Raw genomic sequence first — 25,373 nt, 5'->3', positions numbered from 1 at the left:
GTTATCGAGCACGGGCCCACTCTAGAGGATGCAGTGACCGGGGCAACCGTCCTCATCACGCTCGTCAGGAGTTGGCCGGGTCCGGAGCTCCGGCGGTGAACCCCGCGGTGGGGCCGATGACGATGATGGCCGGCGGGCGGATGCCCTCGGCCCGGACCCGTTCGGCGACCGTGGCCAGGTCGGCGCGCAGGACGCGCTGGGTGCGCAGGCTGCCCTCCTGGATGACGGTGACCGGGGTGTCGGTCGCGCGGCCGCCGGCGATCAGGGCATCGGCGAACTTCTCGATCCGCTCGACCGCCATGAGCAGCACGATGGTGCCGCGCAGACGGGCCAGGGCCGGCCAGTCGACCAGGGAGTCCGGATGGTCGGGGGCGACGTGGCCGCTGACCACCACGAACTCATGGGTGACGCCGCGGTGGGTGACCGGGATACCGGCCAGCGCCGGAACCGAGATGGCGGAGGTGACGCCGGGAACCACGGTCACCGGGATGCCCGCGTCGACGCACGCCTCGAGTTCCTCGTAGCCGCGGCCGAAGACATAGTTGTCGCCGCCCTTGAGCCGGACCACGAACTTGCCCGCCTTCGCGCCCTCGATGAGCGCGGCGTTGATGTGCTCCTGCGCCATGGCCCGGCCGTAGGGGATCTTGGCGGCGTCGATGACCTCGACGTCGGGGCCCAGCTCGGCCAGCAGCTCCGGCGGCGCGAGGCGGTCGGCGACAACGAGATTCGCGCGGGCCAGCAGGCGGCGGCCGCGCACGGTGATCAGGTCCGGGTCGCCGGGGCCGCCGCCGACCAGGGCCACGCCCGGCGTGACGGGGGCCGAATCATCGGTCACCACACCGGATTGCAGGGCCTCGAGCAGCGCGTTGCGGACCGCGGCGGAACGGCGGTGCTGCCCGCCCGCCAGCACACCCAGGGTCATGCCGTCGTAGCGGGCGGTCGCCGGGGTGACCGCGGTGCCCAGGCGAGCGGTGTCGGCGCGCACGCAGAAGATGCGGCGGCGGGTCGCCTCGGCGACCACGGCGGCATTGGTGTCCGGTTCGTCGGTGCAGGCCATGGCGTACCAGGCGCCGTCCAGGTCGCCGTCGGCGTAGGCGCGCAGCTCGATGGTCAGCTGCCCCATGGTGCCCATGCCCTCGACCGCCGGGGTGACCTCGCGGCTGATCACGTGCACGTCCGCGCCGGAGGCGATGAGCAGCCCGAGCCGCCGCTGCGCGACCGTGCCGCCGCCGACCACGACCACGCGGCGGCCGTTCAGATCGAGGCCGACCAGGTAGTTCGGGTCACCGGTCTCGGCCCGGGACGCGGGAACCGGCTGGTCATCGGGGGTGGCTGCGGGGTTCTGCACAAGGATTCAGGGTACGGCGTGCACGGCCGCGCACGACAATCGCCTGGCGTCCGTGCAGCAATCGATAGGAAGTTCACGATCCGCGCGGACTGCGCGCGGCGGTCCGCGTAACTTGCGACGGAACCGGCCCGTCAGTTCTTATGCTGAATAGCTATGACACGCAGGGTCGTCGTGGTCGTTCGCAGTCTCCTGCTCGCCGCGCTCCTGGCGCTCGGCCTCGCCCCGGGCACCGGCCACGCGGATCCGCCTGTGGAGAGCGCGTATTCGCAACCGGGGCCCTGGCAGGTGACCGAGCGCACAGCCTTCACCTGCTGCGATTCCACCGGAGCGGCCTACGACATCTGGTATCCGACCGACCTGGGGGCCAAGGGATTCCGGCATCCCATCATCACCTGGGGCGACGGCACCGACGCGCACCCGGGCCAATACGCCTACCTGCTGCGGCATTTCGCCTCGTGGGGGTTCGTGGTGATCGCCACCGAGAACGCCGCCACCGGCTCCGGCGTGGACATCGCGGGCGCGGTGGACAAGCTGCTGAACCTGGCCGCCGACCCCGGCAGCGTCTTCCACGGCAACCTCGACCCGGATGCGGTCGGGGCCGTGGGACATTCGCAGGGCGCGACCGGAGCCCTCAATGCCATGGCGCATTCCGGCGGCCGGATCACGACCGCGGTGCCGATCGAACTGCCGATCCAACTGCTGTGCGTCTTCGGCGTGTCGTGCCCCGATATCCGGGCGCTGACGGCGGGCTCGGTGTTCTTCGTCAACGGCGCGGCCGACACCCTCATCTCGCCGTCGGATCAGCTGTTGCCGGCGCAGGCCATCGGGCTGGAGTCCATGCGGGCCTTTTACGACGCGGTGCCCGCCGGAATCCCGAAGGCGTGGGGCACCCTGGTCACCCCGGATCACAATGACGTGCAAGGCCAACCGGATTGCGCCGGCGCGGCCTGGCCGTGCGCGACCGGGGTGCACGGGTACCTCGGGTATCCGACGGCCTGGCTGGCGGCCCACCTGCTGGGCCGGATCGACGCCCAGCAGGCCTTCGTGCGGGGCAGCGGCGAATTCCTCGCGCCGAATCCACTGTGGGACAACCAGTGCAGCACCGTTGTGGGACAACCAGTGCAGCACCGTCGGCGTCAGTTGAACCGCGGGACGTCCTGGACCAGGTGAATCCCGCCCTGCCGCAATCGGATACCGCTCTCGTCGACGAGTTGGAGGGTGACGGTCACCGGATGTCCGGACACCTCGCCGGTCAGCACCAGCCGCTCGGATCGCGGGCGCTCGACAGTGAAGGTGGCCAGTGGCCGCGGCCCGTCCGAGCCCTCGCCACCGGGCGCGAGCAGCGTCAGCGTGTGCGCGGACGCGTCGATCTTCGCGCCGACCGTGGTCAGCGTGTCGTCCATCGTCTGATAGGACGCCGCCTCGGGGTTGTCGAACACCAGTCGCCGCCACCGCGTTTCGTCGGTCAGCAGCGGCGGCACGGTCCGGCCGTCGCGGGTGAACTCGGTGACCGCCCAGATGCCGTACAGCTCCGACTTCGGCCGCCCCGGGCCCCACTCGTGGTAGGCCCGCGTCTGCTGCACCACCTGCGCGATGAGGAACCAGACGAGCAGCGCCACCTGCCCGATCGCGAGGATCCGGCGGCCCTTGGCGCTCGACACCGGCTCCGGGGTGTCCGCGGGTCCCGCCGCCCGGCCGGTGAGCACCGCGGTCAGGCGCCGCGCCTCCGGGACCAGCAGCACCAGGCACAGCAGCATGAGATGGAACGACAGCAGCTTGACCGGGATGTCGAAGGTCATGTTCAGCACCCACACCTGCGCCATGCTCACCAGACTCAGCAGCACGCCCGCCAGCGTGGTGCGCGGCAGCAGCAACAGGACGCCGCCCAGCACCTCGGCCCCGCCCAGCAGCATTTCGTAGACCGGCGAGGTGCCGACCTGCAGCCACAGCATGGACGAGTGGCTGATGTTGCCCAGCGGCTGGACCAACGCGTCCAGCGGCGGCACCGGCATCTGCGTCGGAACCAGTTTGGCGAAGCCGTAACCCAGCATCTGCCCGGCCAGGCAGAGCCGGATGAACAGCAGGAACCAGCTCGCGAGACGGCGGTATTCGGTGCGGTGGCGGTCCAGCACACTCCAGACCAGGGTGCCCGCGACGGCGATCACCAGCACACAGAAGACCAGGACCCACAAATAGCCTTGATCGCCGCTGCCCGATTGCGGATTCAGGGCGACATCGGCGCCGAATACGGTCCGCCCGACCCATTCGATCGGCCCGTGATACCAGTTCACCATGGTGATCTGAATATTCTCCGGCAGCCATTCCGCGATGACGCCGAGAAAGGCGAAGATCGGCTGCGGATAGAAAACGCAGAACAGTCCGAAATAGAGAAAGCCGAATCGGAAGAGAATCCGGGCGGCCGGTTTCCAGCCGGCGCGCTCCCCCGGCGGCCGCGCCGCCAGATCGGTTCCGTCCTCGGCCGTCAGCAGGCTCATCCCACATCCCCTCGTCGTCGATCCGGACCTTCGACGCTAGGTTCCGGACCCCACGCGGCGCCTCCGTGAAGACCCTGAGCCGACCCGGAATATGCCTAATCGGAAGTCCTCCCAAGGGATTACGGGACAGCACGAGTCCACACCTCCGACCAGCGGTCATCCCGGTCAGCGGTACTGCTTACACCAATCGCCGAGAGCACTTCCCACCCCCCACTAGAACCGGTTACATTTTGGGCACGTGTTACTCAGACCACACGGCTGCCGCCGATGCTGGTGCGCTAGAAGGGACGGCAATGTCCGCCGACGACCTCAATGAGAAATGGGAATTGACGGTCTCCGACCGCGATGACGACGAGCTCGCGACCAGATTGACCCAATGGCTGTCCACCAAGGTCGAATCGGACACCCCGCCGCGGGTCACCTCGCTGACCCACCCCCAGGCCGGCGGCATGTCCAGCGCCACACTGCTGTTCGACGCCGAATGGACTGAGAACGGTCAGCCCGCGGGCGGCTCCTTCGTCGCCCGGCTCGCCCCCGAAGCCGACTCCTTCCCGGTCTTCGAGAAATACGATCTCGGCGGCCAGTTCGCCACCATGGCGGGCGTCACCGAGGCCACCGACCTGCCGATCCCGCCGCTGTGCTGGTACGAGGCCGACGAGAGCATCCTCGGCTCGCCGTTCCTGGTGATGCGCCGCGTCGGCGGCCAGGCGCCGGCCGACAACCCGCCCTACGTGTTCACCGGCTGGCTCTTCGACGCCACCCCCGAACAGCGCATGGAGATCACCCGCAACACCGTGGACGTGATCGCGCGCGTCCACGCCATCGACAAGCCCGCCGAGCGGTTCCCGCACCTCGACGGCGACGGCCCCGCGCTGCGCCGCCACCTCGACGCCCAGAAGCGCTGGTACGCCTGGGCTCTCACCGACGACGGCTACAACATTCCCATCCTGGACCGCGCCTTCCAGTGGCTCGAGGACAACTTCCCCGAGGACCCGAGCGCCGACGTGCTCAGCTGGGGCGACGCCCGCCCCGGCAACATCATGTTCGAGGGCCTCACCCCCAACGCCGTGCTCGACTGGGAGATGGCCGCCATCGGCCCGCGCGAACTCGACGTCGCCTGGACCCTGCTCATCCACCGCTTCTTCCAGGACATGGCCACCAAGTACGGCCAGCCCGGCGTGCCCGACTACATGCGGCGCTCCGACGTCGAGAAGCTCTACACCGAGGCCACCGGCCACACCCTGCGGGACCTGGACTGGTACCTCACCTACGCCGCCCTGCGCCACGGCGTCGTGATGGCCCGCATCTGGCGGCGGATGATCCACTTCGGCGAGACCACCGAACCCGAGAACCGCGACGAATTCGTCATGCACGCGGATCTGATCGAAGCACTGCTCGACGGCACGTACAACTGGGATTGAGAGACGAGGACATGATCGGTCCGCTGGACGAATACCCCATCCACCAGACCCCGCTGCCCATGGCGCGGGTGGTGAGCAGCGATCGCAACTTCTACGACCGCAGCTACTACAACGCCATCCAGACCGGCGGCGACACCATGCTCATCACCGGGTTCGGCGTCTACCCGAACCTGGGCGTGACCGACGCCTTCGCGACCGTGCGCCGCGGCGACACCCAGCGTGCGGTGCGGTTCTCCGACGCGCTCGAACAGCGCGGCCTGGACCTCGCGGTCGGCGGCTACCGCATCGAGGTGATCGAGCCGCTGCAGAAGCTGCGGGTGATCTGCGAGCACAACGACCTGTCGTTCGACCTCACCTGGGAGGGCGCGCACCCCGCGGTCGCCGAGCAGCCGCACACCATCATCACCAAGCTGCACCGGCCCATCATCGACGCCCAGCGTTTCGCCCAGGTCGGAACCTGGTCGGGCACACTGAATGTCGACGGTGACGACTTCGCCATCGATCCCGCCGTGTGGTGCGGCACCCGCGACCGCTCCTGGGGCATCCGGCCCGTCGGTGACGCCGATCCGGCCGGGCGGGTGGCCGACGAGCCGTCCGAGGGCTTCTGGTGGCTGTACGTGCCGCTGAAGTTCGACGACTACTCGATCATCGTCATCGTGCAGGAGGAGCCCAACGGCTTCCGCACGCTCAACGACGCCACCCGCGTCTGGAACGACGGGCGCGTCGAGCAGCTGGGCTGGCCGCGTGTGCATCTCACCTACAAGTCCGGCACCCGCATCCCGACCGCGCTGCGCCTGGAGCTCTCCACGCCCGACGGCAAGCCCCTGGAAGTCGAGGTCGAGGCCGGGACCTTCATCGCGCTCAATGCCGGCTGCGGCTACGGCGGCGACCCGGATTGGCTGCACGGGCAGTGGAAGGGCCGCGACTGGTCCGAGAGCAAGCTCTACGACCTGACCGATCCCGCTGTGGCCGGTCGGATTCCGTTCGGCGTCATCGACCACGTCGGCAAGGCGCGCTGCGGCGACGACGAGGGCTGGGGTTTGTTCGAGCACGGCACCATGGGCCGGCACGATCCGACCGGATTCGCCGATTGGGGTTCTGTCGCGCCCTGATCGCGGGAAGTCGCAGCCCTCGCCGGTACCCAACCAGTCGGCGGGGGCTGCGGCGTGTCAGCCGTTCGGCCACCAGTAGTGGTAGACGACGTAGAGGCTCAGGAGCAGGCCGGGGAAGAAGATCAGCGCCCCGATCGGGATGCTCAGGGACGGCCGCCAGCCGCGTCTGCGGGCCATACGCCCCAACTGCCAGGTGACAGCTCCGCCCGCCGCCCACACGTACATCGGGAACGCCCCGACGGTCAGGGTGATCCACGGCGGGCAGGGATGCCGCCAGCCGCAGTAGGCGGGGACGCCGTCCAGATCGCTGATGATCAGGAACGTCAGGAAGGCCGAGCCGCAGAAACCCAGGATGCCCCAGAAGCGCCACCAGGTCAGGAAGGTGCGCCAGCGGTCCGGGGTCAGGGTCGGGGTGGGGTCGGCCACAGCACAGAAGATATACCCGCGCTGGTCCGGTTCGGCGGCAGCGATGACGACGCCGGACACGATCGTCTTGGCGACGACCAGATCCCCGCCCCCACTGGCCAGCACGGCCGCCGCCTCCGCGACACTCGCCGCGCCGACCGCGTCCGCGACCCGATCCGAGGGATGGGGAACGAAGACCGCTTCCAATTCCGACGCCGAGAAGCGGACCGCCTCCGCGCCCAGCCGAGACGCCGCCTCCACGAAACCGGGCTCGTCGGCGCGCCGGTCGAGGGTCGCCAATCGACCGACCACCCTGTCCCCCAAGGCTTCCCGCACCGCCGCCACGATCACCTCGGCGGGCGTCCCGGGACGCAGCCCGACACCGACCGCCAGGTCAGACCGTGACATCGGTCCGGGCGAAGTCGGCCGCCGCGGCGACGAACCGTCCGACCGCCGCCGGATTCCCCGCCGGGTGCGTGTGCAGGTAGGACGCGTGCACACGGCGGAGCACCGCACCTTCGCGGACCGTCTCCCCGGCGGGTGAACGCCAGGCCCACGCGGTGTCCGCCGAACCGGCGTCGACGAGCCGGGTGCGGTGGAATTCGTGGCCGCGGACGCGGTCGCCCGCGCTCCAGAGCGGAGAGCCGGTGAGCGCCACCGCGTCTCGGTAGCCGAGGGTGAGACGCGGGCCGAACTCGGCGTCGACGTCGAGGACACCGGCCATGCGGTGGCCGTCGAGGGTGCGGGTCAGGTACAGCAGACCGGCGCATTCGGCGTGGATAGGGAGGCCGCGGCGGGCCTGGCCGGCGATGGCCGCCAGCAGTCCGGTGTTGGCCGCGAGGTCGGCGGCGTGTTCCTCGGGGAAGCCGCCGGGTATGACCAATCCGGCTGTGCCGGACGGCAGTTCGTCGCGCAGCGGGTCGAAGACGCGGACCTGGGCCCCCGCCGCCGTGAGCAGCTCGCGGTGCTCGGCATAGCCGAAGGTGAAGGCCGGTCCCCCGGCGATGGCCACCACCGGTCCCGATTCCTGGACCGTCACTTCCGCCGCCGGATCCCACGCCCGGCCCCGCACATCGGATGCGGCCAGGGCGGCCACCGCGGCCAGATCGATGTGCGCCGCGACGAGATCCGTCATGGCGTCCACGGCCGCCTGCGCGGCATTGCCGTGTTCGACCGCCGGGATCAGGCCGAGATGCCGTGAGGGCACGGCCAGTTCGGCGAGCCGGGGCAGGGCGCCCAGCACCGGCAGGCCCACGCGGGCGCAGGCGGCGCGCAGGACCTGTTCGTGGCGTTCACTGCCCACGCGGTTGAGAATCACTCCGCCGAGCCGGATTCCGCTGTCGTAGGTGGCGAAACCGTGCAGCAGGGCGGCCAGGCTCTGGCTGTGGCCGCGCGCGTCCACCACCAGGATCACGGGTGCGCCGAGCATGGCCGCGATCTGGGCGGTCGAACCCTCGGCGATGGGTTCGGTGTGGTGTTCGTCGATGCGGCCGTCGAACAGGCCCATGACGCCCTCCACCACCGCGAGATCGCTGTCGCGGCTGCCGTGCAGGTACAGCGGTGCGATGCGGTCCGCGCCGACCAGGACCGGGTCCAGGTTGCGGCCCGGGCGGCCGGCGGCCAGGCCGTGATAGCCGGGGTCGATGTAGTCCGGGCCGACCTTGAACGGCGCGACCCGGTGCCCGGCACGGCGCAGCGCGCCGATCAATCCGGTGGCCACCGTGGTCTTCCCGCTGCCCGAGGCGGGCGCGGCGATGACGACGGCGGGGGTGCTCGCCGGGCTCACCATGGCGGGCCCGCTCACCACTCGATGCCGCGTTGGCCCTTGCGGCCGGCGTCCATCGGATGCTTCACCTTGGTCATCTCGGTGACCAGGTCGGCGGCGTCGATCAGGGCCTGCGGGGCGTCGCGGCCGGTGATCACTACGTGCTGATTGCCCGGCCGGTCGCGGAGCGTCTCGACGACCTCGTCGACATCGACCCAGCCCCACTTGAGCGGGTAGGTGAATTCGTCGAGCACATAGAAGCGATGCTGTTCGGTCTCCAGGCGTCGCCGGATCTCCTGCCAGCCCGCCGCGGCCGCGGCCGCGTGGTCGTCGTCGGAGCCCTGCTTGCGGGTCCAGGACCAGCCCTCGCCCATCTTGTGCCACTCCACCGCGCCGCCCGCGCCGGTCTCGTCGTGCAGCTGCCCGAGGGTACGGAACGCCGCCTCCTCACCCACCTTCCACTTCGCGCTCTTCACGAACTGGAACACCGCGATGTCGAAGCCCTGGTTCCACGCCCGCAACGCCATCCCGAACGCGGCCGTCGACTTCCCCTTGCCGGGCCCGGTGTGCACCGCCAGCACCGGCTGGTTGCGCCGCTGCCGGGTGGTCAGACCGTCATCGGGAATGGATTCCGGGAGGGGAACACCCTTCGGCATCGGTGGAGGCTCCTTTCAACGCGGGCTGTTTCATCTTGCCCTCCGCTTCGCTCCGGGCTGTTCGCGGCCCCCGAAGTCTCGTTCTTCCCTCCCTCCGCTCCCCCGCTTCGCTCCTCCGCTCCACTCAGTCCAGAACGAGACGGGCCGCGAACTTTCATGCTGTTCCGCGCGTTCCCACCGTGTCTACGCAGCCCGGCTCGCGCGGACGATGCCTGCGACGGCGTCGCCGGTGAGTTCGCCCAAATGCAGGTAGCCGCCGCGCAATTCGGCCGCGAAGTCGCGAGCCAGGCCGAGGCGGATCATGCCGCGCTCGCAGTCGACGACCATGGCGGTGACTGAGTCGTTGGCGAGCATGCGGGCGGCGGCCCGGGCACGCGGGACGGGATCGACGCCGCCGGTGGCGCGGCCGTCGGTGAGCAGGACCAGCAGGGGGCGGCGGTGGGGGTCGCGGGTGCGTTCGCGGCGGATCAGGCCGCGGGCCTTCAGCAGGCCCTGGGCGAGTGGGGTTTTGCCGCCGGTGCGCAGGTCGGCCAGGCGGCGGACGGCGATGTCGACCGAGGAGGTCGGGGGCAGGACCAGGTCGGCTTCCTGGCCGCGCATGGTGATGACGGCGACCTTGTCGCGGCGCTGGTAGGCGTCGCGGAGCAGAGCCACGACGGCGTTGGTGACGGCGGAGAGGCGGTCGCGGGCGGCCATCGAGCCGGAGGTGTCCACGACGAAGACGACCAGGTTGCCCTCGCGGCCTTCGCGATACGCGCCACGCAGGTCGTCGGGGGCGAAGGCGAGGGGGCCGGTCAGGCGGCCACGCTCGAACTGGCGCGGGGCCGCGGCGAAGATAGTGCCCAGGAGGTGCAGGCCCGTGGAGGTGTCGTCGGTGGCACGGACGATGCGGCCCTGGCGGGTGCGAGCGCGGGAGCGGCGGCCGGGGGCGCCTTCACCGACACCCGGGACCTCCCAGCGCGGAGGCTTGGGGAGGGTGGCGGTGGAGGCGGCGACGCTGCCCTCGCGGGCGGGGCGATCGGCAGACGGGTCGCGGGCGGCGCGGTCGTCGGAGGGATTCCGGTCTCCCCCAGGAGGATTCGGGCCGCCACCGGGGAAGTCCGGGCCGCCGTCCGGCGAGTCCAGGCCACCATCAGGCGAGTCCGGGCCGGCATCGCGCGAGTCCGGACCGTCGGGTCGGTCCGCCGAGGCCGAGTCGGCGGGATTCCGAGGCTCGGGTGAGTTCTGTTCCGCGGCAGGCGAATCGGCGTCGCCCTCCTCGCCCTGCCCCGGATTCCGCGGTCCCGCGCCGTTCGGCGGGACCGCCTCACCTTTTCCCAGGCCGTCAGCTCCATCCTGCTCGGCGCGGGCGGCTTCGTCGGCGGCTCGGCGCATGGCGTCGTCGAGTTGTTCCTCGCTGATGCCGGGTTCGTCGAAGGGGTCGCGGCGGCGGCGGTGCGGCAGCGCGAGTTCGGCCGCGACGCGGACGTCGGACTCGGTGACCTCGGTGGCGCCGCGCCAGGCGGCGTGGGCGGTGGCGGTGCGGGCCACCACCAGGTCGGCGCGCATGCCGTCGACGTCGAAGGCGGCGCACAGGGCGGCGATGCGGCGCAGCTCGACATTGTCGAGGCTGACCTCGGCGAGGTGGTCGCGGGCGGTCAGAATACGTTCGGCCACCGCGCGATCCGCGCCCGCGTAGCGGTCGGCGAAGGCGGCGGGGTCGGCCTCGTAGTCGAGGCGGCGGCGGACCACGGCCATGCGCGTGTCCACGTCGCGGGAGGCGACGACGTCCACGGTGAGGCCGAAGCGGTCCAGCAGCTGCGGCCGCAGCTCCCCCTCCTCGGGATTCATGGTGCCCACCAACACGAATCGGGCCGGATGGGTGTGCGAGACGCCGTCGCGCTCGATGTGCACCCGCCCCATGGCGGCCGCGTCGAGCAGGACGTCGACCAGATGGTCGTGCAGCAGATTCACTTCGTCGACGTAGAGCACGCCGTGATGGGCGGCGGCCAGCAGGCCCGGCTTGAACGCCTGCTCCCCGTCCCGCAGCACCCGCTCCAGGTCCAGGGATCCGACCACGCGGTCCTCGGTCGCGCCGACCGGCAGTTCCACCAGCCGCGCGGGCCGCGCGCCGGACTCGTCCACGACCGGGGGCAGCAGCTGCGCGAGCGCGCGCACCACGGTCGACTTGGCGGTGCCCTTCTCCCCGCGCACCAGCACCCCGCCGATGCCGGGATGCACCGCGCACAGGATCAACGCCAGCTGCAGCCGCTCCTGCCCCACCACCGCGGAGAACGGAAACCCGGCCTCGTCACCGGCCGCGCGAACACTCTCGGAGTAAGCCACAGGAACAGACACGCCCCAACTCTATGCGCGCCCACCGGCCGAACCCCCACGACCCCATCCCCGATGCGCCCGCCCGCCCGCCGTTCCGGAGCAGCGCCGATGAAACAGCCGCGCCCGCTGTGGGTTTCACAGCGGGCGCGGAAGGGTGCGGGGCGGGGTCAGCCGCGGCGCATGGGGATGTGCGGGATGCCGTCTTCGATGTACTCCGGGCCGTCGACCTTGAAGCCGTGCTTGGTGTACATGTCGAGCAGGTAGGTCTGGGCGTTCAGGCGGACCGTCGCCGAACCCGCTTCGGCCAGGGCGGCCTGCAGCAGGCGGGTGGTGTAGCCGTGGCCGCGAGCCTCCGGGGTGGTGCAGAGGCGGCCGATCCGGAAGGACTTGACGCCGTCCTCATGCTCCTCCATGAGACGGAGGGTGCAGATGGTCTCACCCTCGTCGTCGAGCCAGAAGTGACGGGTCTCCGGCAATAGATCGAACCCGTCCAGTTCCGGGTAGGCGCACTTCTGCTCGACGACGAAAACCTCCACGCGAAGTTTCAACAGCTTGTACAGCGTCGCGGTGTCCAGGTCTTGGGACCACGACCGTTTGAGAGCAACCGTTGACATCATCGCGTCTTGCTATCACATCTCCGCGTGAGAAGCGATACCCGCGGGCTCCGGCGTGTTGGCGACGTCCAGCTGCAGGGCCTTGGTGGACCAGTCCCACACCTCGCGGAACAGGGCCTGGTTCTCGGAGAGCTTGACGCCCAGCGACGGCACCATTTCCTTCAGTTTCGGCTCCCACGTGGAGAATTCGCGCGGGAAGCACTTCTTCATCACGTCGAGCATGGCGCTCACACAGGTGGACGCGCCCGGCGAGGCGCCGAGCAGACCGGCGATGGTGCCGTCCTCGGCCGCGACGACCGCGGTGCCCAGCTCCAGCACGCCGCCCGCGCCCTTGCGGCGGATGACCTGCACGCGCTGACCGGCGATGATCAGCTCCCAGTCGTCGCCGTCGGCGCGCGGGATGAACTCCTCCATCGAGCCGATCCGGTCGTTCTGCGAGTTGAGCAGCTCACCGACCAGGTAGTTGACCAGGCCCATCTCGGTGACGCCGACGCCCAGCATGGAGAACAGGTTGTTCGGCTTCACCGACTTGATCAGGTCGGTCAGCTTGCCGTCCTTGAGGAACTTCGGCGTCCAGCCGGCGTACGGGCCGAACAGCAGGCCCTTCTCACCGTTGATGACGCGAGTGTCCAAGTGCGGCACCGACATCGGCGGCGCGCCGACCGAGGCCTGGCCGTACACCTTGGCCTCGTGCTGTGCCACCAGAGCCGGGTTGGTGCAGCGCAGGAACAGGCCCGACACCGGGAAACCGCCGAAACCGCGGATCTCCTTGATGCCCGACTTCTGCAGCAGCGGCAGCGCGCCGCCGCCCGCGCCCACGAACACGAACTTGGCGTTGATGACGCGAACCTTGTGGCTGCGCAGGTTGCGCACCTTCACCAGCCAGGAGCCGTCGGACTGCTTGGTCAGGTTGACCACCTCGTGGCCGAACGCGATGTCCGCGCCCGACGCGCCCAGGTAGGCCAGCAGTTCCTTGGTGAGCTCACCGAAGTCGATGTCGGTGCCGTAGTCGGTCCAGTTCAGGCCGACCGGGTCGGAGAAGTCACGACCCTTGGACATCAGCGGTAGTCGCCGCGCGAACTCGTCGGCGTCGTCGATGAACTCCATGCCTTCGAACAGCGGATGCCGCGACAGCGCCTCGTGGCGCTTGCGCAGGTATTCGACGCCGTCCGCGCCGTGGGTGAAGCTCACGTGCGGGATGGGGTTGATGAAGTTCGACGGGTTGGCCAGCACGCCGTTCTCGACCGAGTAGGACCAGAACTGGCGCGAGACCTGGAAGCGCTCGTTGATGTCGATGGCCTTGGCGATCTCGACCGAGCCGTCGGCGTTCCGCGGCGTGTAGTTCAGCTCGCACAGGGCCGAGTGGCCGGTGCCCGCGTTGTTCCACGGGTCGCTGCTCTCGGCGGCCGCGGCTTCGAGGCGCTCGAAGACGGTGATCGACCAATCCGGCTGCACCTGACGAAGAAGGGCACCGAGGGTGGCACTCATGATGCCGGCACCGATGAGTACTACATCGGTCTTTTCAATCGTGGCAGCGTTCGACACGGCGGGGATCGACTTCCTTGTCTTTTTTGGGTCACCAGGTGGGGGTTAGGTTACCCGTCGTTCACTTGGACTCAATTCTGCCCCTGACCATTCCCGAATCCCGCTTCGAAATCCCCGAATGTGAGAGATCCCTCCCAAATAGACATCTACGCACCGCGGTCTATGTTGAGCGGGTGACCCGCGAAACGTCCTCCACCACGTCTTCGACCACCGCCTGGCAGCCCGACGTCCTGGGCGCCGACTACCAGCAGCTGACGCTGTCGATGGGCCCCGACCCCGACGGTCAGGGCGACGCCGTCGCCACCCTGGTCCGCTACACCCCCGCCGACGCCCCCGCCGCGACCGGAGCCGTGCTGTACGTGCACGGCTTCACCGACTACTTCTTCCAGGAACACCTGGCCCAGCACCTGGCCGCCCAGGGCTACGCCTTCTACGCGCTGGACCTGCGCAAATGCGGGCGTTCCACGCGGGCCGGGCAGACCCCGCACTATGTCAGCGACCTGGCCCTCTACGACGAAGAGCTCAACCGCTCGCTCGAGGTCATCCGCGCCGAGACCGAGCTGCCGGTACTGATCATGGCCCACTCCACCGGCGGTCTGGTGACCTCGCTGTGGCTCAACCGGCTCGAAGCCGCGGGCGGCGTGCGCGCGCAGGGCATCACCGGACTGGTGCTCAACAGCCCGTGGTTCGACCTGCAGGGGCCCGGCTACTACCGCTCGGTGGGTACGCCGCTGGTCGAGGGCCTGGGCCGATTGCGGGCTTTCGCCCGGCTCCCGCTGGGCGTGTCCACCAGCTACGGCGACAGCCTGCACCACACCCAGGCCGGTGAGTGGGACTACAACCTGGACTGGAAACCGTTGAGCGGCTTCCCCGTTCACGCGGGCTGGCTACGCGCCATCCGGCGCGGGCACCTGCGGCTGCACAAGGGGCTCGACATCGGGGTGCCCGCGCTGATCCTGCGCTCCAAGGTCACCAAGTTCATGCGCAACTACGGACCCGCGGCCGATGTGTCGGACGTGGTGCTCGATGTGCGGCAGATCCAGCGCTGGTCGGGCTGTCTGGGTACGCGTACCAATATCGTGCCGATCGAGGGTGCGCGGCACGACGTGTTCCTGTCGTCGGAGAAGCCGCGCACCGAGGCGTTGCGGGAACTGGACTCCTGGCTGAAGTGGCAGGCCGAAGCAGCGGCGGAGGCTACCGCCTCCAGGCCCGTCGCGGCCGCCGGCTCACCAGAAGCTGGTGCGTAGCACGACCTCGGTGGCCAGTTCGTGGCCCGCTTCGGCGGCCACGGCGGTGACATCCATGGGGACCAGCCGGAATTCGCCGTAGACGAACCGGGCCGAGCCCTCGGCCACCTCGCGCGGAAAGGGCTTGGTGGCCAGCAGGGTGGTGGGGATCTCCACCGGCGGGCAGGAGGCGTCGCGGACGGTGCCGTCCACACCGGGCACCGCCGGGTGGCCGCCACCGGCCACGATGAGGCTCATGAAGTGGCTGAAGTGGCGGGCGGCCAGTTCCCAGGCCAGTTCCGCGCCCGCGCCGATACCGACCAGGTTGACGTAGGGGACCTTCAGCCGGCCCAGGATGTCGACCACCGTCGCGGCGTCGAGGCCGTCGATCGACTCGAAGGCGATGGTGTGCAGGTCCGAGGTCTGCAGCCGTTCGCAGACCTGGTCGTAAACATCGGCCGGATCACCCGCATCGGGGAGCAGCAGGACGTGGTGCCGGGTGTCGGGCCCGCCGACTCGCACCGCCCACTCGCGGTCACCGACCGTGATCCGCCGAGATTCCATGGTCGATCACGCTACAGGAGGGGTGTGGAGGCCGACCGCCGGTCGGTCGGATTACTGTGACCGTGGTCACTTCCCCACGGTCAGAGTCGGGAGATCCAGGGGCGCGCCGGCGTCGATCAGACGCTCGAGGGCGTCCGGATCGAGGTGCTTCTCCATCAGATCCGCGAGCAGGTCGAGCTGGGACGCGCGCACCTCGTCGACCGAGACATCCTCGGCGACAACGAAATCGGTGCGACCCGCGCGCCGGGCGACCTGGTGCAGCCAGGCCCGGCGAAACTCGTCCGCCGCCAGGGCCCCATGCAGGTGCGTGCCCCACACCGACTCGCGCACACTGCCTTCCGGAGTGCCGTCGAGCTCGAACCAGGGCCGGTCGGCGGTGCGGGTGACGCGGCCGTGGTGGATCTCATAGCCGTGCACGGGGAGATCGGTGTCACCGGCGCGATCCAGGACCCGGCCGCCGGAGCGGCGCAGCACCTTCGGATCCGCGAATTCGATGTCCAGGTCCAGCAGACCCAGGCCCGCGACGGTCCCCGCGTCGGACTCGACGCGGTCGACGATGGTGCGGGCCAGCATCTGGTAGCCGCCGCAGATGCCGAGAATGGGGCCGCCCGCGGCCGCGCGGGCGGTGAGGGCGTCGGCGATTCCGGTGCGGCGCAACCACTCCAGGTCGCTGACGGTGGATTTGCTGCCGGGGATCACCACCAGGTCGGCCCCGGCCAGGCGGGACGGGTCATCGACCCAGCGCACCGAGACGCCGGGCTCGCAGGCCAGGGCCTCGACATCGGTGGAGTTGGAGATGCGCGGCAAGCGGATGGCGGCCACGGTCAGCCAGTCGCGGCCCAGTGGCGGCCGGGAGCGGCCCACGGGGGCGTCGGCGACGGTGCCGAGGGAGTCCTCGGCGTCGATCCACAGGTCCTCGGCGAAGGGGATGACGCCGAGCGTGGGGCGGCCGGTGAGTGCGGTGAGCTGATCCAGGCCGGGCCGCAGCAGGTCCACGTCGCCACGGAATTTGTTGATGATGAAGCCCGAGATCAGTTGCTGGTCTTCGGGTTCCAGAATCGCGACGGTGCCGAACAGGTGGGCCAGCACGCCGCCGCGATCGATGTCGCCGACCACCACGACCGGAAGTCCCGCGGCGCGCGCCAATCCCATATTCGCGAGATCGGTTGCCCGCAAATTGATCTCGGCGGGTGAACCCGCGCCCTCACAGATCACCACATCGAATTCGTCGCGCAGTGCGGCCAATTCCCCGGCGACCACGTTTCGCAGTTCCCGCCGATGCCGGAAATAGTCCTTGGCTCCGACGGTGTCGACGGCCTTGCCCCGCACCACGAGCTGCGACCGCCGATCACTGCCGGGCTTCAGCAGGATCGGATTGAACCGCACGCTGGGTTCGAGCCCACAGGCCCGCGCCTGCAAGGCCTGCGCCCGCCCGATCTCCCCGCCGTCGAGGGTGACGACGGAGTTGTTGGACATGTTCTGCGCCTTGAACGGCGCGACCCGCACCCCGCGCCGCGCCAGCATCCGGCAAAGCCCCGCCACCACAACGCTTTTGCCCGCGTCGGACGTGGTTCCGGCGACCAGCAGCGCACCCTTCACGCGCGCCGACTCACCGGGTGCTGTACTCCGCCCGCGGGCGGTAGACGTAGTGGTCGCGGCCGCTGCTGGTGTAGGCGTCCCGGTTGTCGTAATCGCCGCGGGTGTCGGCGACGACGTCCTGCTTCTCGGCGTCGTCGACCGGCCGACCGGCGGAGAGTTCGACGTGGCGGCGCATGGTGGCGCGCAGGGCGCCCAGGCCCTCGTCCCGGGGGTTCGGGGGGAGGACACGGGAGGGCTTGCGACGGGGGCCGCGGGAGCCGATGCCGCGCGTGGTGACGCCCCGCTGGGGCATGGCGATTTTCACGGCAGCGTCAGGATCTCTGCGCCCTCGTCGGTGACGACGAGAGTGTGCTCGAACTGGGCGGTCCACTTGCGGTCCTTGGTGACCACGGTCCAGCCGTCGTCCCAGATCTCGTAGTCGATACCGCCCAGATTGATCATGGGCTCGATGGTGAAGGTCATGCCCGGTTCGATGACCGACTCCACGGCGGGCTGGTCGTAGTGCAGGATGACCAGGCCGGAGTGGAAGGTGGGTCCGACGCCGTGGCCGGTGAAGTCGCGGACCACGCCGTAGCCGAAGCGGTTGGCGTACGCCTCGATGACGCGGCCGATCACATTGAGCGCGCGACCCGGCTTGACCGCCTTGATGGCCCGCTTGGTGGCCTCCTCGGTGCGCTCGACCAGCAGGCGCACCTCCTCGTCCACGTCACCGGCGAGGAAGGTCTTGTTGGTGTCGCCGTGCACGCCGTGGATGTAGGCGGTGACGTCGATATTGACGATGTCGCCGTCCTCGATCACGGTCGAGTCGGGGATGCCGTGGCAGATGACCTCGTTCAGCGAGGTGCAGCAGGATTTGGGAAATCCCTTGTAGCCCAGGGTCGACGGGTACGCGCCGTGGTCGAGCATGTACTCGTGGGCGATCCGGTCGAGCTCGTCGGTGGTGACGCCCGGCGCGACGGCCTTGCCCGCCTCTTCCAGCGCCTGCGCGGCGATCTTGCCCGCGATCCGCATCTTGTCGATGGTCTCCGCGGTCTGCACCCAGGGCTCGCGGCCTTCGTTGACCGTCTTCTTCCAGACGTACTCCGGCCGTTCGATGTTCTTGGGGACCTCGCGAATGGGCGACTGCGTGCCGGGTGCGAGGGGCTTGCGGGTGCGCACAGACATGGGTACCAGACTATCTGCCGGTCCGAATGGTGGGATTCCCAGGTCCGGGGCACGCGGGAATTCTTCCGGACCACGGTCCGTTTATGCTGTCGGTTGACTTGGCAACAAGACTCGAGAAGGGCAACGGCCGTGGAACTGGGACTGACGACATTCGCCGAAACGAATCCCGTCGGCGGCGACGGGCCGGTGCCGACCGCGGGCGAACGCCTGCGGCAGGTGGTCGAGGAGGCCGTCGCCACCGAACAGGCCGGGCTGCACGTGTACGGCGTCGGCGAGCATCACCGCAAGGACTTCGCCGCCTCCTCCCCCGCGGTCGTGCTGGCCGCCATCGCCTCGCGGACCGAGCGCATCCAGCTCACCAGCGCGGTCACCGTGCTCAGCTCCGCCGACCCGGTCCGCGCCTACCAGGACTTCGCGACCCTGGACGGCCTGTCGAACGGCCGCGCCGAATTGATGGCCGGGCGTGGCTCGTTCATCGAATCGTTCCCGCTGTTCGGCTACGACCTCACCGACTACGACGAGCTCTTCGAGGAGAAGCTCGCGCTGCTGCTGAAGATCCGCGAGGACGAACCCGTCACCTGGTCCGGCAAGTTCCGCGCGCCGCTGGACAACGCCATCGTCTACCCGCGCACCGAGAACCGGCCGCTGCCGGTGTGGATCGCCGTCGGCGGCAGCCCCGAATCCGTTGTGCGCGCGGGACTCCTGGGCCTGCCGCTGGCCATCGCCATCATCGGCGGGCAGCCGGCGCGGTTCAAGCCGCTGGTGGACCTGTACCACCGGGCACTGGCCGAGGGCGGGCACGAGCCGCAGCCGGTGGCGGTGCACGCACACGGGTACATCGCCGACACCGACAAGCAGGCGGTGGCGGACTTCTACGGCTCCTACGCGCGGGCCATGACCGGCATCGGGCGTGAGCGCGGCTGGGGTCCGATGACACGCGACCAGTTCGACGCGCTGCGCTCGCAGAGCGGGTCGCTGTTCGTGGGCACGCCCGACTACGTCGGCGAGAAGATCGCCGAGGTGCGCGACACCCTCGGACTGGACCGGTTCATGCTGCACACCAGCGTCGGCACGCTGCCGCACGAGAAGGTGCTGCACAGCATCGAGCTGCTGGGCGCGAAAGTGGCTCCGCAGCTGGGCTGACCGCGAACTCAGTAGTCGGTGAGCCTGGCCTGGAAGGCGATCCGGTCGCCGCGGTACAGCGAGCGCACGCGTTCGATCGGCACGCCTTCCCCGTCCACGCTGCGGCGGTGCAGCAGCAGCATGGGCAGGGCCGTCGTGCATTCCAGCAGGGCGGCCTCGCGCGGGGAGGCCAGGACCGTCTCGATGCGTTCGGTGGCGACCGCGTACACCACGCCCATGCCGCGGGTGGCGACGTAGAGCGAGGTCTGCGGGTCGTAGAACTCGCGCAGGACGGCGAAGCGGTGCAACGGCATCCAGGTGCTCTCCAGGCCGATGCGTTCCCCGTCGGCGAGCAGGATGCGTTCCAGGTGCATGACCGGGGTGCCCGGTTTCACGGCGAGATCGTGAGCGGTGTCCGGATCGGCGGGGACGTCGGACCAGTCGACGAGCAGACGGCCCGGTTTGCGGCCGAATTTGATCGCACCCTCGGTGTAGGAGCGTAAGGACAAGGGCTGCACCATCTTCGGGCGCGAGACCACGGTGCCGCGGCCCTGCCGGCGAATCCGCCCCTCCACCAGCAGTTCCCGCACCGCCTGACGCACGGTCTCGCGGGCGACGCCGCAGCGCAGCGCGAGTTCGCGCTCGGACGGCACCGGGTCGCCCTCGGAGAGCTCACCGAGCAGCGCCTCCAGTTCGGCGCGCACCCGGTACGACTTGGGCATGCGCCCGGCGGACGCGGAATCGGTTCCCGCGCCGGCTGTTCCGGCCGCCGGACGGCCCGGCCCCGCCTGGTCTTCCACCCCGGCGGCCTCCCTCGTCTCCATGCCCCCAGCGTACACAGGATTGGTCTATACCAATTATTAACCTACCGTTTCCACACGAAACACCCGTAGGTCTAGACCATTGCCCACGATGACATCCATGCGATTGGTCATCATCGGCGGAGGGATCCTCGGTACCGCCCACGCTCTCGCCGCCATCGGGCGCGGCCACGACGTCGTCCACCTCGAACGCGAGGTGGAGGCGCGCGGCGCGACCGTCCGCAACTTCGGACTCGTCTGGGTATCCGGGCGCAGCGTGAACGAACTGGATCTCACGCTGCGCTCCCGGCAGCTGTGGGAGGAGATCGGCGGCAAGGTGCCGGGCGTGGGCTTCCGGCCCGCGGGCTCCATCACCCTGGTCCGCGGCGAGAACGAGCTCGCGGTCGCCGAGGCCGCCGTGGCGCACCCCTCGGCCGCCGAACGCGGCTTCGAACTGCTCGACCCGGAGCGGGTGCGCGCGCTCAACCCCGCGCTGCGCGGCAAATTCCTCGCGGGCCTGCACTGTTCGACCGATGCCGCCGTCGAGTCGCGGCAGGCGCTGCCCGCGCTGCGCCGCTACCTGGAGGCGAGCGGGCGCTACAGCTTCTTCGCCGGCACCGAGGCGCGCACCGTCACCGGCACCACCGTGATCGACGATCGCGGCCGCCGCCACGAGGGCGACCTGGTCCTGGTCTGCCCGGGTGCGGCGCACACCGGCCTGACCCGCGAACTGGCCGGCGACCTCCCGGTGCGCCGGGTGCGCCTGCAGATGATGCAGACCGCTCCCCTGGGCGAACCGCTCACCACCGCGATCGCCGACGGCGACAGCTTCCGCTACTACCCGGCCTTCGCCGGACCGGAACTGGACCGGCTCAATCGCGAAGAGGCGCAGCCGTTCACGGCCGCCCAGCACAAGATGCAGCTCCTGGCCGTGCAGCGCCTGCACGGCGGGCTCACCATCGGCGACACCCACGAATACGACGAGCCGTTCACCTTCGACGTGGACGAGGCCCCCTACGAGCACCTCACCGGCGTGATGGAGGAGCTGCTGGGCCGCAAGCTGCCGCCGATCGTGCGGCGCTGGGCGGGGGTGTACAGCCAGTCCATCGACCCGGGCGCCATCGTCACCCGCGCGCAGGCCGCGGACGGCGTGTGGGTCATCACCGGTCCGGGCGGACGCGGTATGACGCTGGGCCCCGCGCTCGGCGAACAGACCGCCGACCTCCTCGAGCTCTGACCGAACCTCACCTAAGGAATCATCGTGTCCGACAAGCAGATCGAACTCGCCGTCTTCGACATGGCGGGCACCACCGTGGCCGACGACGGGCTGGTGGAGCAGGCGTTCGAGGTGGCCGTCACCGCCGCGGGCGTGCCCACCGAGGGCCCGGAGCGCGAGGCCGCCCGGACGTTCGTGCGAGACACCATGGGTCAGTCCAAGATCTGGTGCTTCCGCACACTGCTCGGCGACGAGGACCGCGCGCAGGCCGCCAACCGCGCCTTCGAGGCCGCCTACACCGAGCTCGCCGAGGCGGCCGGGGTGACCCCGATTCCCGGCGCCGCCGAAGCCATCGCCGCGCTGCGGGCCGCCGGGATCAAGGTGGCGCTGACCACCGGCTTCAGCCGCGAGACGCAGGACAAGCTGCTGAACGCGCTGGACTGGAACGACATCGCGGATCTGACCCTGGCGCCCTCCGACGCCGGTCGCGGCCGCCCCTACCCGGACATGGTGCTCACCGCGGTGCTGCGCCTGGAGATCGACGCCGTGGATCGCGTGGCGGTGCTGGGCGATACGTCCAGCGACATCGCCACCGGTCTGGCCGCGGGCGCGCGCATCGTCGCGGGCACGCTCACCGGCGCGCACACCGAGGAGCAGCTGCGGGCCGCGGGCGCGACCCACGTGCTGCCCTCGGTCACCGAGTTCGCGCAGCTGCTGCTCGCCGAGCGCGGCTAGAGAATTCCGCGGCCCCGGCGCGCCTCGCCGGGGCCGCGGATCACCCCCCCCCCAGTTCCTACGATCCGTCACCTCCCCTGAACTGAAAGTTGCAGTCACCGTGCGTAATCCGAACAACCGCCTCGCACGCACCATCGCCCGGACCGCCCTGATCCTGACCTCCGCCACCGCGGTCGCCTTCAGCCTGACCGCCTGCGGCGGCACCGGCGCCGGCGACTCCGGGGACAAGACGGTCACCGTCTACTCCGCCGACGGCGTCGGCGACTGGTACAAGACCCAGTTCGCGAAGTTCAAGGACCAGACCGGCATCGCGGTCAACCTGGTCGAGGCCGGGTCCGCCGAGGTCGTGAGCCGCGTCGACAAGGAGCAGTCCAACCCGCAGGCCGACGTGGTCGTCACGCTGCCGCCGTTCATGCAGAAGGCCGACAAGTCGGGTCTGCTGCAGACCAGCGGTGTGGACACCGCCGCCGTCGCGGCCACCGACAAGGACGCGAACGGCAAGTGGGTGACGCTGGCGGGCAACTACCTGTGCTTCATCGCCAACCCCTCGGTCGACGCGTCCAAGCTGACCTGGGACGACCTGCTGAAGCCGGAGTACAAGGGCAAGCTGCAGTACTCCACCCCCGGCCAGGCCGGTGACGGCACCGCGGTGCTGATCCTGCTGCAGCAGTTGATGGGCAAGCAGGGCGCGCTGGACTACCTGGGCAAGCTGCAGGCCAACAATGTCGGCCCGTCGTCCTCCACCGGCAAGCTCCAGGCCAAGGTCGACAAGGGTGAGATCCTGCTGGCCAACGGCGACGTGCAGATGAACCTGGCCACCGTGAAGGAGAAGGGCTCGAAGTTCAACGTCTTCTTCCCGGCCGCGGCGGGCGGCAAGCAGTCCACCGTGGCGGTGCCCTACCTGATGGGCCTGGCCAAGGGCGCGCCGCACTCGGACGCGGGCAAGAAACTGATGACCTTCCTGCTGTCGGCCGACGCGCAGAAGGCGCTGCCGGACGCCTACGCGGTGCCCGCCCGCCAGGAGCTGAAGGACGCCGCGCCGTCCGCCGCCGGCGCGCAGTCGCCCGCGCAGGTGATCAAGAACGTCGAGGTCCTGCACCCGGATTGGACCAAGGTCCTCGACGAGCTCGACGCCGACCTGGCGGCCTACACCAAGGCCACCGGTAGCTAACCCACCCACAGGAGCAGCAGCCATGTCCTCCGCGTTGACGACATCCACGGTGGTCACCGACACCACCGCCGAACCGGCCATCGTGTTCGACCGGGTCGGGGTCACCTACGGCCGCGGTCGCACATCGACTGTCGCACTGGCCGATTTCAACCTGCGCGTCGCCGCGGGGGAAACGGTGGCGCTGCTCGGGCCCAGCGGCTCCGGCAAGTCCACCGCGCTCAAGGCCCTGGCCGGATTCGTCCGGCCCACCTCGGGCGCGGTGCGACTGGCCGGCCGCGACGTCACCGACCTGTCCCCCGCCAAGCGCGGGATCGGGGTGGTGGTGCAGTCCTACGCGCTGTTCCCGCACATGCGGGTGCGCGACAACGTGGCCTTCGGGCTGAAGGCACATCGGGTGGCGCGCAACGAGATCGGGGGGCGCGTCACCGAAGCCCTCGAGATGGTCGGCATGGGCGGCTACGCCGACCGGCTGCCGCGCGAACTGTCCGGCGGGCAGCAGCAGCGCGTCGCCATCGCGCGCGCCCTGGCCATCCGGCCCAAGGTGCTGCTGCTCGACGAACCGCTCGCCGCCCTGGACGCGCAGCTGCGGCAGAGCATGCTGGGCGAACTCCAGCAGCTGCGCCGAGCGCTGCCCGACACGGCGATGCTGTACGTCACCCACGACCAGTCCGAGGCGCTGGCGCTGGCCGACCGCATCGCGGTGATGCGCGACGCCCGGCTGGTCGACATCGACACCGCCCGCAACCTGTGGCAGCGGCCCGCGACCGGGTTCACCGCGTCGTTCCTCGGCGGCGCGAACCTGGTCGCCTGCGAGGTCAAGCACGTCTCCGGCACCGCGGCCCTGGTCACCGCCGGTGAGCACACACTGCGCGCCGACGCTCCGCCGCCCGGCGTCGGCCGCCCCGACTGGGTCCCGAACGCCGAAGCCCAGCTCTGCGTCCGTCCCCACACCGTCCGCGTCGTCCCGCTCACCGAACGAGACGCGTTGCGCGCCACCGTGATCACCAGCGTCTGGAAGGGCGCCTCGACCCGCCTGCACCTCGATATCGCGGGCCTGCCCACCGCGCTCGCCGCCGACATCCTCGGCCACACCGACATCGCCCCCGGCGACCACGTCGGCGTCCGCTTCGCCGACCCGGCGGGTGTTCTGATCCCGCCGGGCATCGGGACCCCCTCCGCCGCAGCGGAACCCGAGGTTCGCGCATGACCGCACTGCTCGAATCCCCCTCCGCACCTTCCGATCCCGAGGCCCGGAAGGCCGGACGGTCGTGGCGACCCGTGCTGTGGACCTTGCCGCCGGTGCTGGTGGTGCTGCTGATCGCGGTGTATCCGATCGTCCGGGTGCTGCTCGAGTCGACCGAGACCAGGTCCGGTCGAGGGGTCGGGACCTGGTCGAAGGTGCTGGCCGAGGAGTCGTTCCGGAACGCGTTGTGGCGCACCGTCACCATCGCGGTCAGCTCGACGGCGGGGTGCGTGGCGCTGGGGACGTTCCTGGCGATCGTGCTGGCGTTCGTGCCGTTTCCCGGATCGCAGGTGGTGGGGCGGCTCATCGATTCGGTGCTGACGCTGCCGTCGTTCCTGGTGACGCTGGCGTTCACGTTCCTGTACGGGACGGCGGGCGCGGTGAACGCGTTCATCGATCGGATCACCGGGGGCACGCAGCCGGCGCTGGACTTCCTGAGCACACCCTGGGGCGTGATCCTGGCCGAGGTCACCTTCTTCACCCCGTTCGTGGTGCGGCCGCTGCTGGCGGCGTTCGCCCAATTGCCCAGGGAACAGCTGGATGTGGCGTCCAGTCTCGGGGCCTCGCCGTGGCGGGTGCTGCGGCAGGTGGTGCTGCCCGAGGCGTGGCCCGCGCTGGCGGCGGGCGGCAGCCTGGTGCTGCTGCTCACGCTCAACGAATTCGGCATCGTGCTGTTCACCGGCGCCAAGGGCGTGATCACGCTGCCCGCGCTGATCTACACCCGCGGCATCGTCACCTTCGATCTGCCCGGCGCGGCCGTGCTGGCCTCGGTGCAGGTGCTGCTGTCGCTGAGCCTGTACCTCGGATACCGACTGCTGTTCGCGCGCCTCACCGGCGCGCGCGAGGAGAGCTGACC

23 protein-coding genes are annotated in these 25,373 nt (G+C 70.0%); 10 read left to right on the top strand and 13 right to left on the bottom strand.

The features are described 5' to 3' along the window. Nucleotides 1-64 precede the first annotated feature (64 nt). On the bottom strand, nt 65-1,273 hold the full coding sequence (gene cobA, locus ACFRAQ_RS21190) for a uroporphyrinogen-III C-methyltransferase (protein ID WP_379102226.1): 1,209 nt from the start codon (nt 1,271-1,273) through the stop codon (nt 65-67). Nucleotides 1,274-1,501: 228 nt separating this feature from the next. Here cobA and ACFRAQ_RS21185 point away from each other — a divergent pair, with 228 nt between their 5' ends. Further along, nucleotides 1,502-2,518: a hypothetical protein gene (locus tag ACFRAQ_RS21185; RefSeq protein WP_379102006.1), complete on the top strand. Its 1,017-nt coding sequence runs from the start codon at nt 1,502-1,504 to the stop codon at nt 2,516-2,518. Here the strand turns inward: ACFRAQ_RS21185 and ACFRAQ_RS21180 are convergent. Further along, nucleotides 2,485-3,843 (bottom strand): DoxX family protein, encoded by a 1,359-nt coding sequence (locus tag ACFRAQ_RS21180; RefSeq protein WP_379102004.1) that lies wholly within the window; start codon nt 3,841-3,843, stop codon nt 2,485-2,487. The genes ACFRAQ_RS21185 and ACFRAQ_RS21180 overlap by 34 nt on opposite strands. Nucleotides 3,844-4,136: 293 nt before the next feature. Between ACFRAQ_RS21180 and ACFRAQ_RS21175 the strand changes: the two genes are divergently transcribed. After that, nucleotides 4,137-5,264, top strand: coding sequence for a phosphotransferase family protein (locus ACFRAQ_RS21175; RefSeq protein ID WP_379102002.1), 1,128 nt, complete (start codon nt 4,137-4,139; stop codon nt 5,262-5,264). A gap of 11 nt (nt 5,265-5,275) precedes the next feature. Beyond that, nucleotides 5,276-6,376 carry a hypothetical protein gene (locus ACFRAQ_RS21170; protein WP_379102000.1) on the top strand — a complete coding sequence of 367 codons (1,101 nt, stop codon included), beginning with the start codon at nt 5,276-5,278 and terminating at the stop codon, nt 6,374-6,376. A gap of 57 nt (nt 6,377-6,433) precedes the next feature. Here the strand turns inward: ACFRAQ_RS21170 and ACFRAQ_RS21165 are convergent, their stop codons facing one another. From ACFRAQ_RS21165 to mqo, 6 genes are all read right to left on the bottom strand, one after another. Next, nucleotides 6,434-7,189 (bottom strand): cobalamin biosynthesis protein, encoded by a 756-nt coding sequence (locus tag ACFRAQ_RS21165; protein WP_379101998.1) that lies wholly within the window; start codon nt 7,187-7,189, stop codon nt 6,434-6,436. Beyond that, nucleotides 7,176-8,570 carry a cobyrinate a,c-diamide synthase gene (locus ACFRAQ_RS21160; RefSeq protein ID WP_379102224.1) on the bottom strand — a complete coding sequence of 465 codons (1,395 nt, stop codon included), beginning with the start codon at nt 8,568-8,570 and terminating at the stop codon, nt 7,176-7,178. The genes ACFRAQ_RS21165 and ACFRAQ_RS21160 overlap by 14 nt, the downstream gene beginning before the upstream one ends. 11 nt (nt 8,571-8,581) lie before the next feature. Beyond that, the gene (gene cobO / locus ACFRAQ_RS21155) at nt 8,582-9,202 is read right to left on the bottom strand and encodes a cob(I)yrinic acid a,c-diamide adenosyltransferase (RefSeq protein ID WP_379101996.1); all 621 of its coding nucleotides are present in this window, start codon (nt 9,200-9,202) and stop codon (nt 8,582-8,584) included. 183 nt (nt 9,203-9,385) lie between these two features. Further along, nucleotides 9,386-11,539, bottom strand: coding sequence for a magnesium chelatase subunit D family protein (locus ACFRAQ_RS21150; protein WP_379101994.1), 2,154 nt, complete (start codon nt 11,537-11,539; stop codon nt 9,386-9,388). Nucleotides 11,540-11,685: 146 nt separating this feature from the next. Continuing rightward, nucleotides 11,686-12,135, bottom strand: a complete 450-nt coding sequence (locus ACFRAQ_RS21145) for a GNAT family N-acetyltransferase (protein WP_357281453.1) — start codon at nt 12,133-12,135, stop codon at nt 11,686-11,688. Nucleotides 12,136-12,147: 12 nt separating this feature from the next. After that, nucleotides 12,148-13,677, bottom strand: coding sequence for a malate dehydrogenase (quinone) (gene mqo / locus ACFRAQ_RS21140; protein ID WP_379101992.1), 1,530 nt, complete (start codon nt 13,675-13,677; stop codon nt 12,148-12,150). A 263-nt stretch (nt 13,678-13,940) separates the two neighbouring features. Between mqo and ACFRAQ_RS21135 the strand changes: the two genes are divergently transcribed. Further along, entirely contained in the window at nt 13,941-14,924 is a 984-nt protein-coding gene (locus ACFRAQ_RS21135) for an alpha/beta hydrolase (RefSeq protein ID WP_379102222.1), read from the top strand. Here ACFRAQ_RS21135 and ACFRAQ_RS21130 read toward each other — a convergent pair. The 4 genes from ACFRAQ_RS21130 to map all read right to left on the bottom strand — a co-directional run bounded on the left by ACFRAQ_RS21130 (nt 14,904) and on the right by map (nt 18,230). Continuing rightward, nucleotides 14,904-15,467, bottom strand: coding sequence for an alpha/beta fold hydrolase (locus tag ACFRAQ_RS21130; protein WP_379101990.1), 564 nt, complete (start codon nt 15,465-15,467; stop codon nt 14,904-14,906). The two genes, ACFRAQ_RS21135 and ACFRAQ_RS21130, sit on opposite strands and share 21 nt — an antisense overlap. Nucleotides 15,468-15,533: 66 nt before the next feature. Next, a complete protein-coding gene (locus ACFRAQ_RS21125; RefSeq protein WP_379101988.1) occupies nt 15,534-17,066 on the bottom strand; it encodes a cobyric acid synthase in 1,533 nt (510 codons plus the stop codon). Nucleotides 17,067-17,076: 10 nt separating this feature from the next. Then, on the bottom strand, nt 17,077-17,370 hold the full coding sequence (locus ACFRAQ_RS21120) for a hypothetical protein (protein WP_379101986.1): 294 nt from the start codon (nt 17,368-17,370) through the stop codon (nt 17,077-17,079). After that, nucleotides 17,367-18,230, bottom strand: a complete 864-nt coding sequence (gene map, locus ACFRAQ_RS21115) for a type I methionyl aminopeptidase (protein WP_379101984.1) — start codon at nt 18,228-18,230, stop codon at nt 17,367-17,369. Before map ends, ACFRAQ_RS21120 begins: the two co-directional genes overlap by 4 nt. A gap of 129 nt (nt 18,231-18,359) precedes the next feature. Between map and ACFRAQ_RS21110 the strand changes: the two genes are divergently transcribed. Continuing rightward, nucleotides 18,360-19,373 (top strand): LLM class flavin-dependent oxidoreductase, encoded by a 1,014-nt coding sequence (locus ACFRAQ_RS21110; RefSeq protein WP_379101980.1) that lies wholly within the window; start codon nt 18,360-18,362, stop codon nt 19,371-19,373. Nucleotides 19,374-19,381: 8 nt separating this feature from the next. Here ACFRAQ_RS21110 and ACFRAQ_RS21105 read toward each other — a convergent pair whose 3' ends face one another. Continuing rightward, nucleotides 19,382-20,074: a GntR family transcriptional regulator gene (locus ACFRAQ_RS21105; RefSeq protein WP_379102220.1), complete on the bottom strand. Its 693-nt coding sequence runs from the start codon at nt 20,072-20,074 to the stop codon at nt 19,382-19,384. A gap of 199 nt (nt 20,075-20,273) precedes the next feature. On the opposite strand from ACFRAQ_RS21105, the gene ACFRAQ_RS21100 reads away from it, so the two are divergent. The 5 genes from ACFRAQ_RS21100 (at nt 20,274) to ACFRAQ_RS21080 (ending at nt 25,371) form a co-directional block, all read left to right on the top strand. Next, complete coding sequence (locus ACFRAQ_RS21100) at nt 20,274-21,389, top strand: TIGR03364 family FAD-dependent oxidoreductase (protein ID WP_379101978.1); 1,116 nt, start codon at nt 20,274-20,276, stop codon at nt 21,387-21,389. 24 nt (nt 21,390-21,413) lie between these two features. Next, nucleotides 21,414-22,103, top strand: a complete 690-nt coding sequence (locus ACFRAQ_RS21095; protein WP_379101976.1) for a phosphonatase-like hydrolase — start codon at nt 21,414-21,416, stop codon at nt 22,101-22,103. Between the two features lie 100 nt (nt 22,104-22,203). After that, on the top strand, nt 22,204-23,274 hold the full coding sequence (locus ACFRAQ_RS21090) for a 2-aminoethylphosphonate ABC transporter substrate-binding protein (protein ID WP_379101973.1): 1,071 nt from the start codon (nt 22,204-22,206) through the stop codon (nt 23,272-23,274). Nucleotides 23,275-23,296: 22 nt separating this feature from the next. Further along, nucleotides 23,297-24,481, top strand: coding sequence for an ABC transporter ATP-binding protein (locus tag ACFRAQ_RS21085; protein ID WP_379101971.1), 1,185 nt, complete (start codon nt 23,297-23,299; stop codon nt 24,479-24,481). After that, entirely contained in the window at nt 24,478-25,371 is an 894-nt protein-coding gene (locus ACFRAQ_RS21080) for a 2-aminoethylphosphonate ABC transporter permease subunit (RefSeq protein ID WP_379101969.1), read from the top strand. Before ACFRAQ_RS21085 ends, ACFRAQ_RS21080 begins: the two co-directional genes overlap by 4 nt. Nucleotides 25,372-25,373: the final 2 nt, after the last annotated feature.

This window comes from Nocardia sp. NPDC056611 (assembly GCF_042792755.1).
Classification (GTDB): Bacteria; Actinomycetota; Actinomycetes; order Mycobacteriales; family Mycobacteriaceae; genus Nocardia.
Note: the sequence above shows the minus strand (reverse complement) of the source record. Positions and strands in the feature narration are given on the sequence as shown.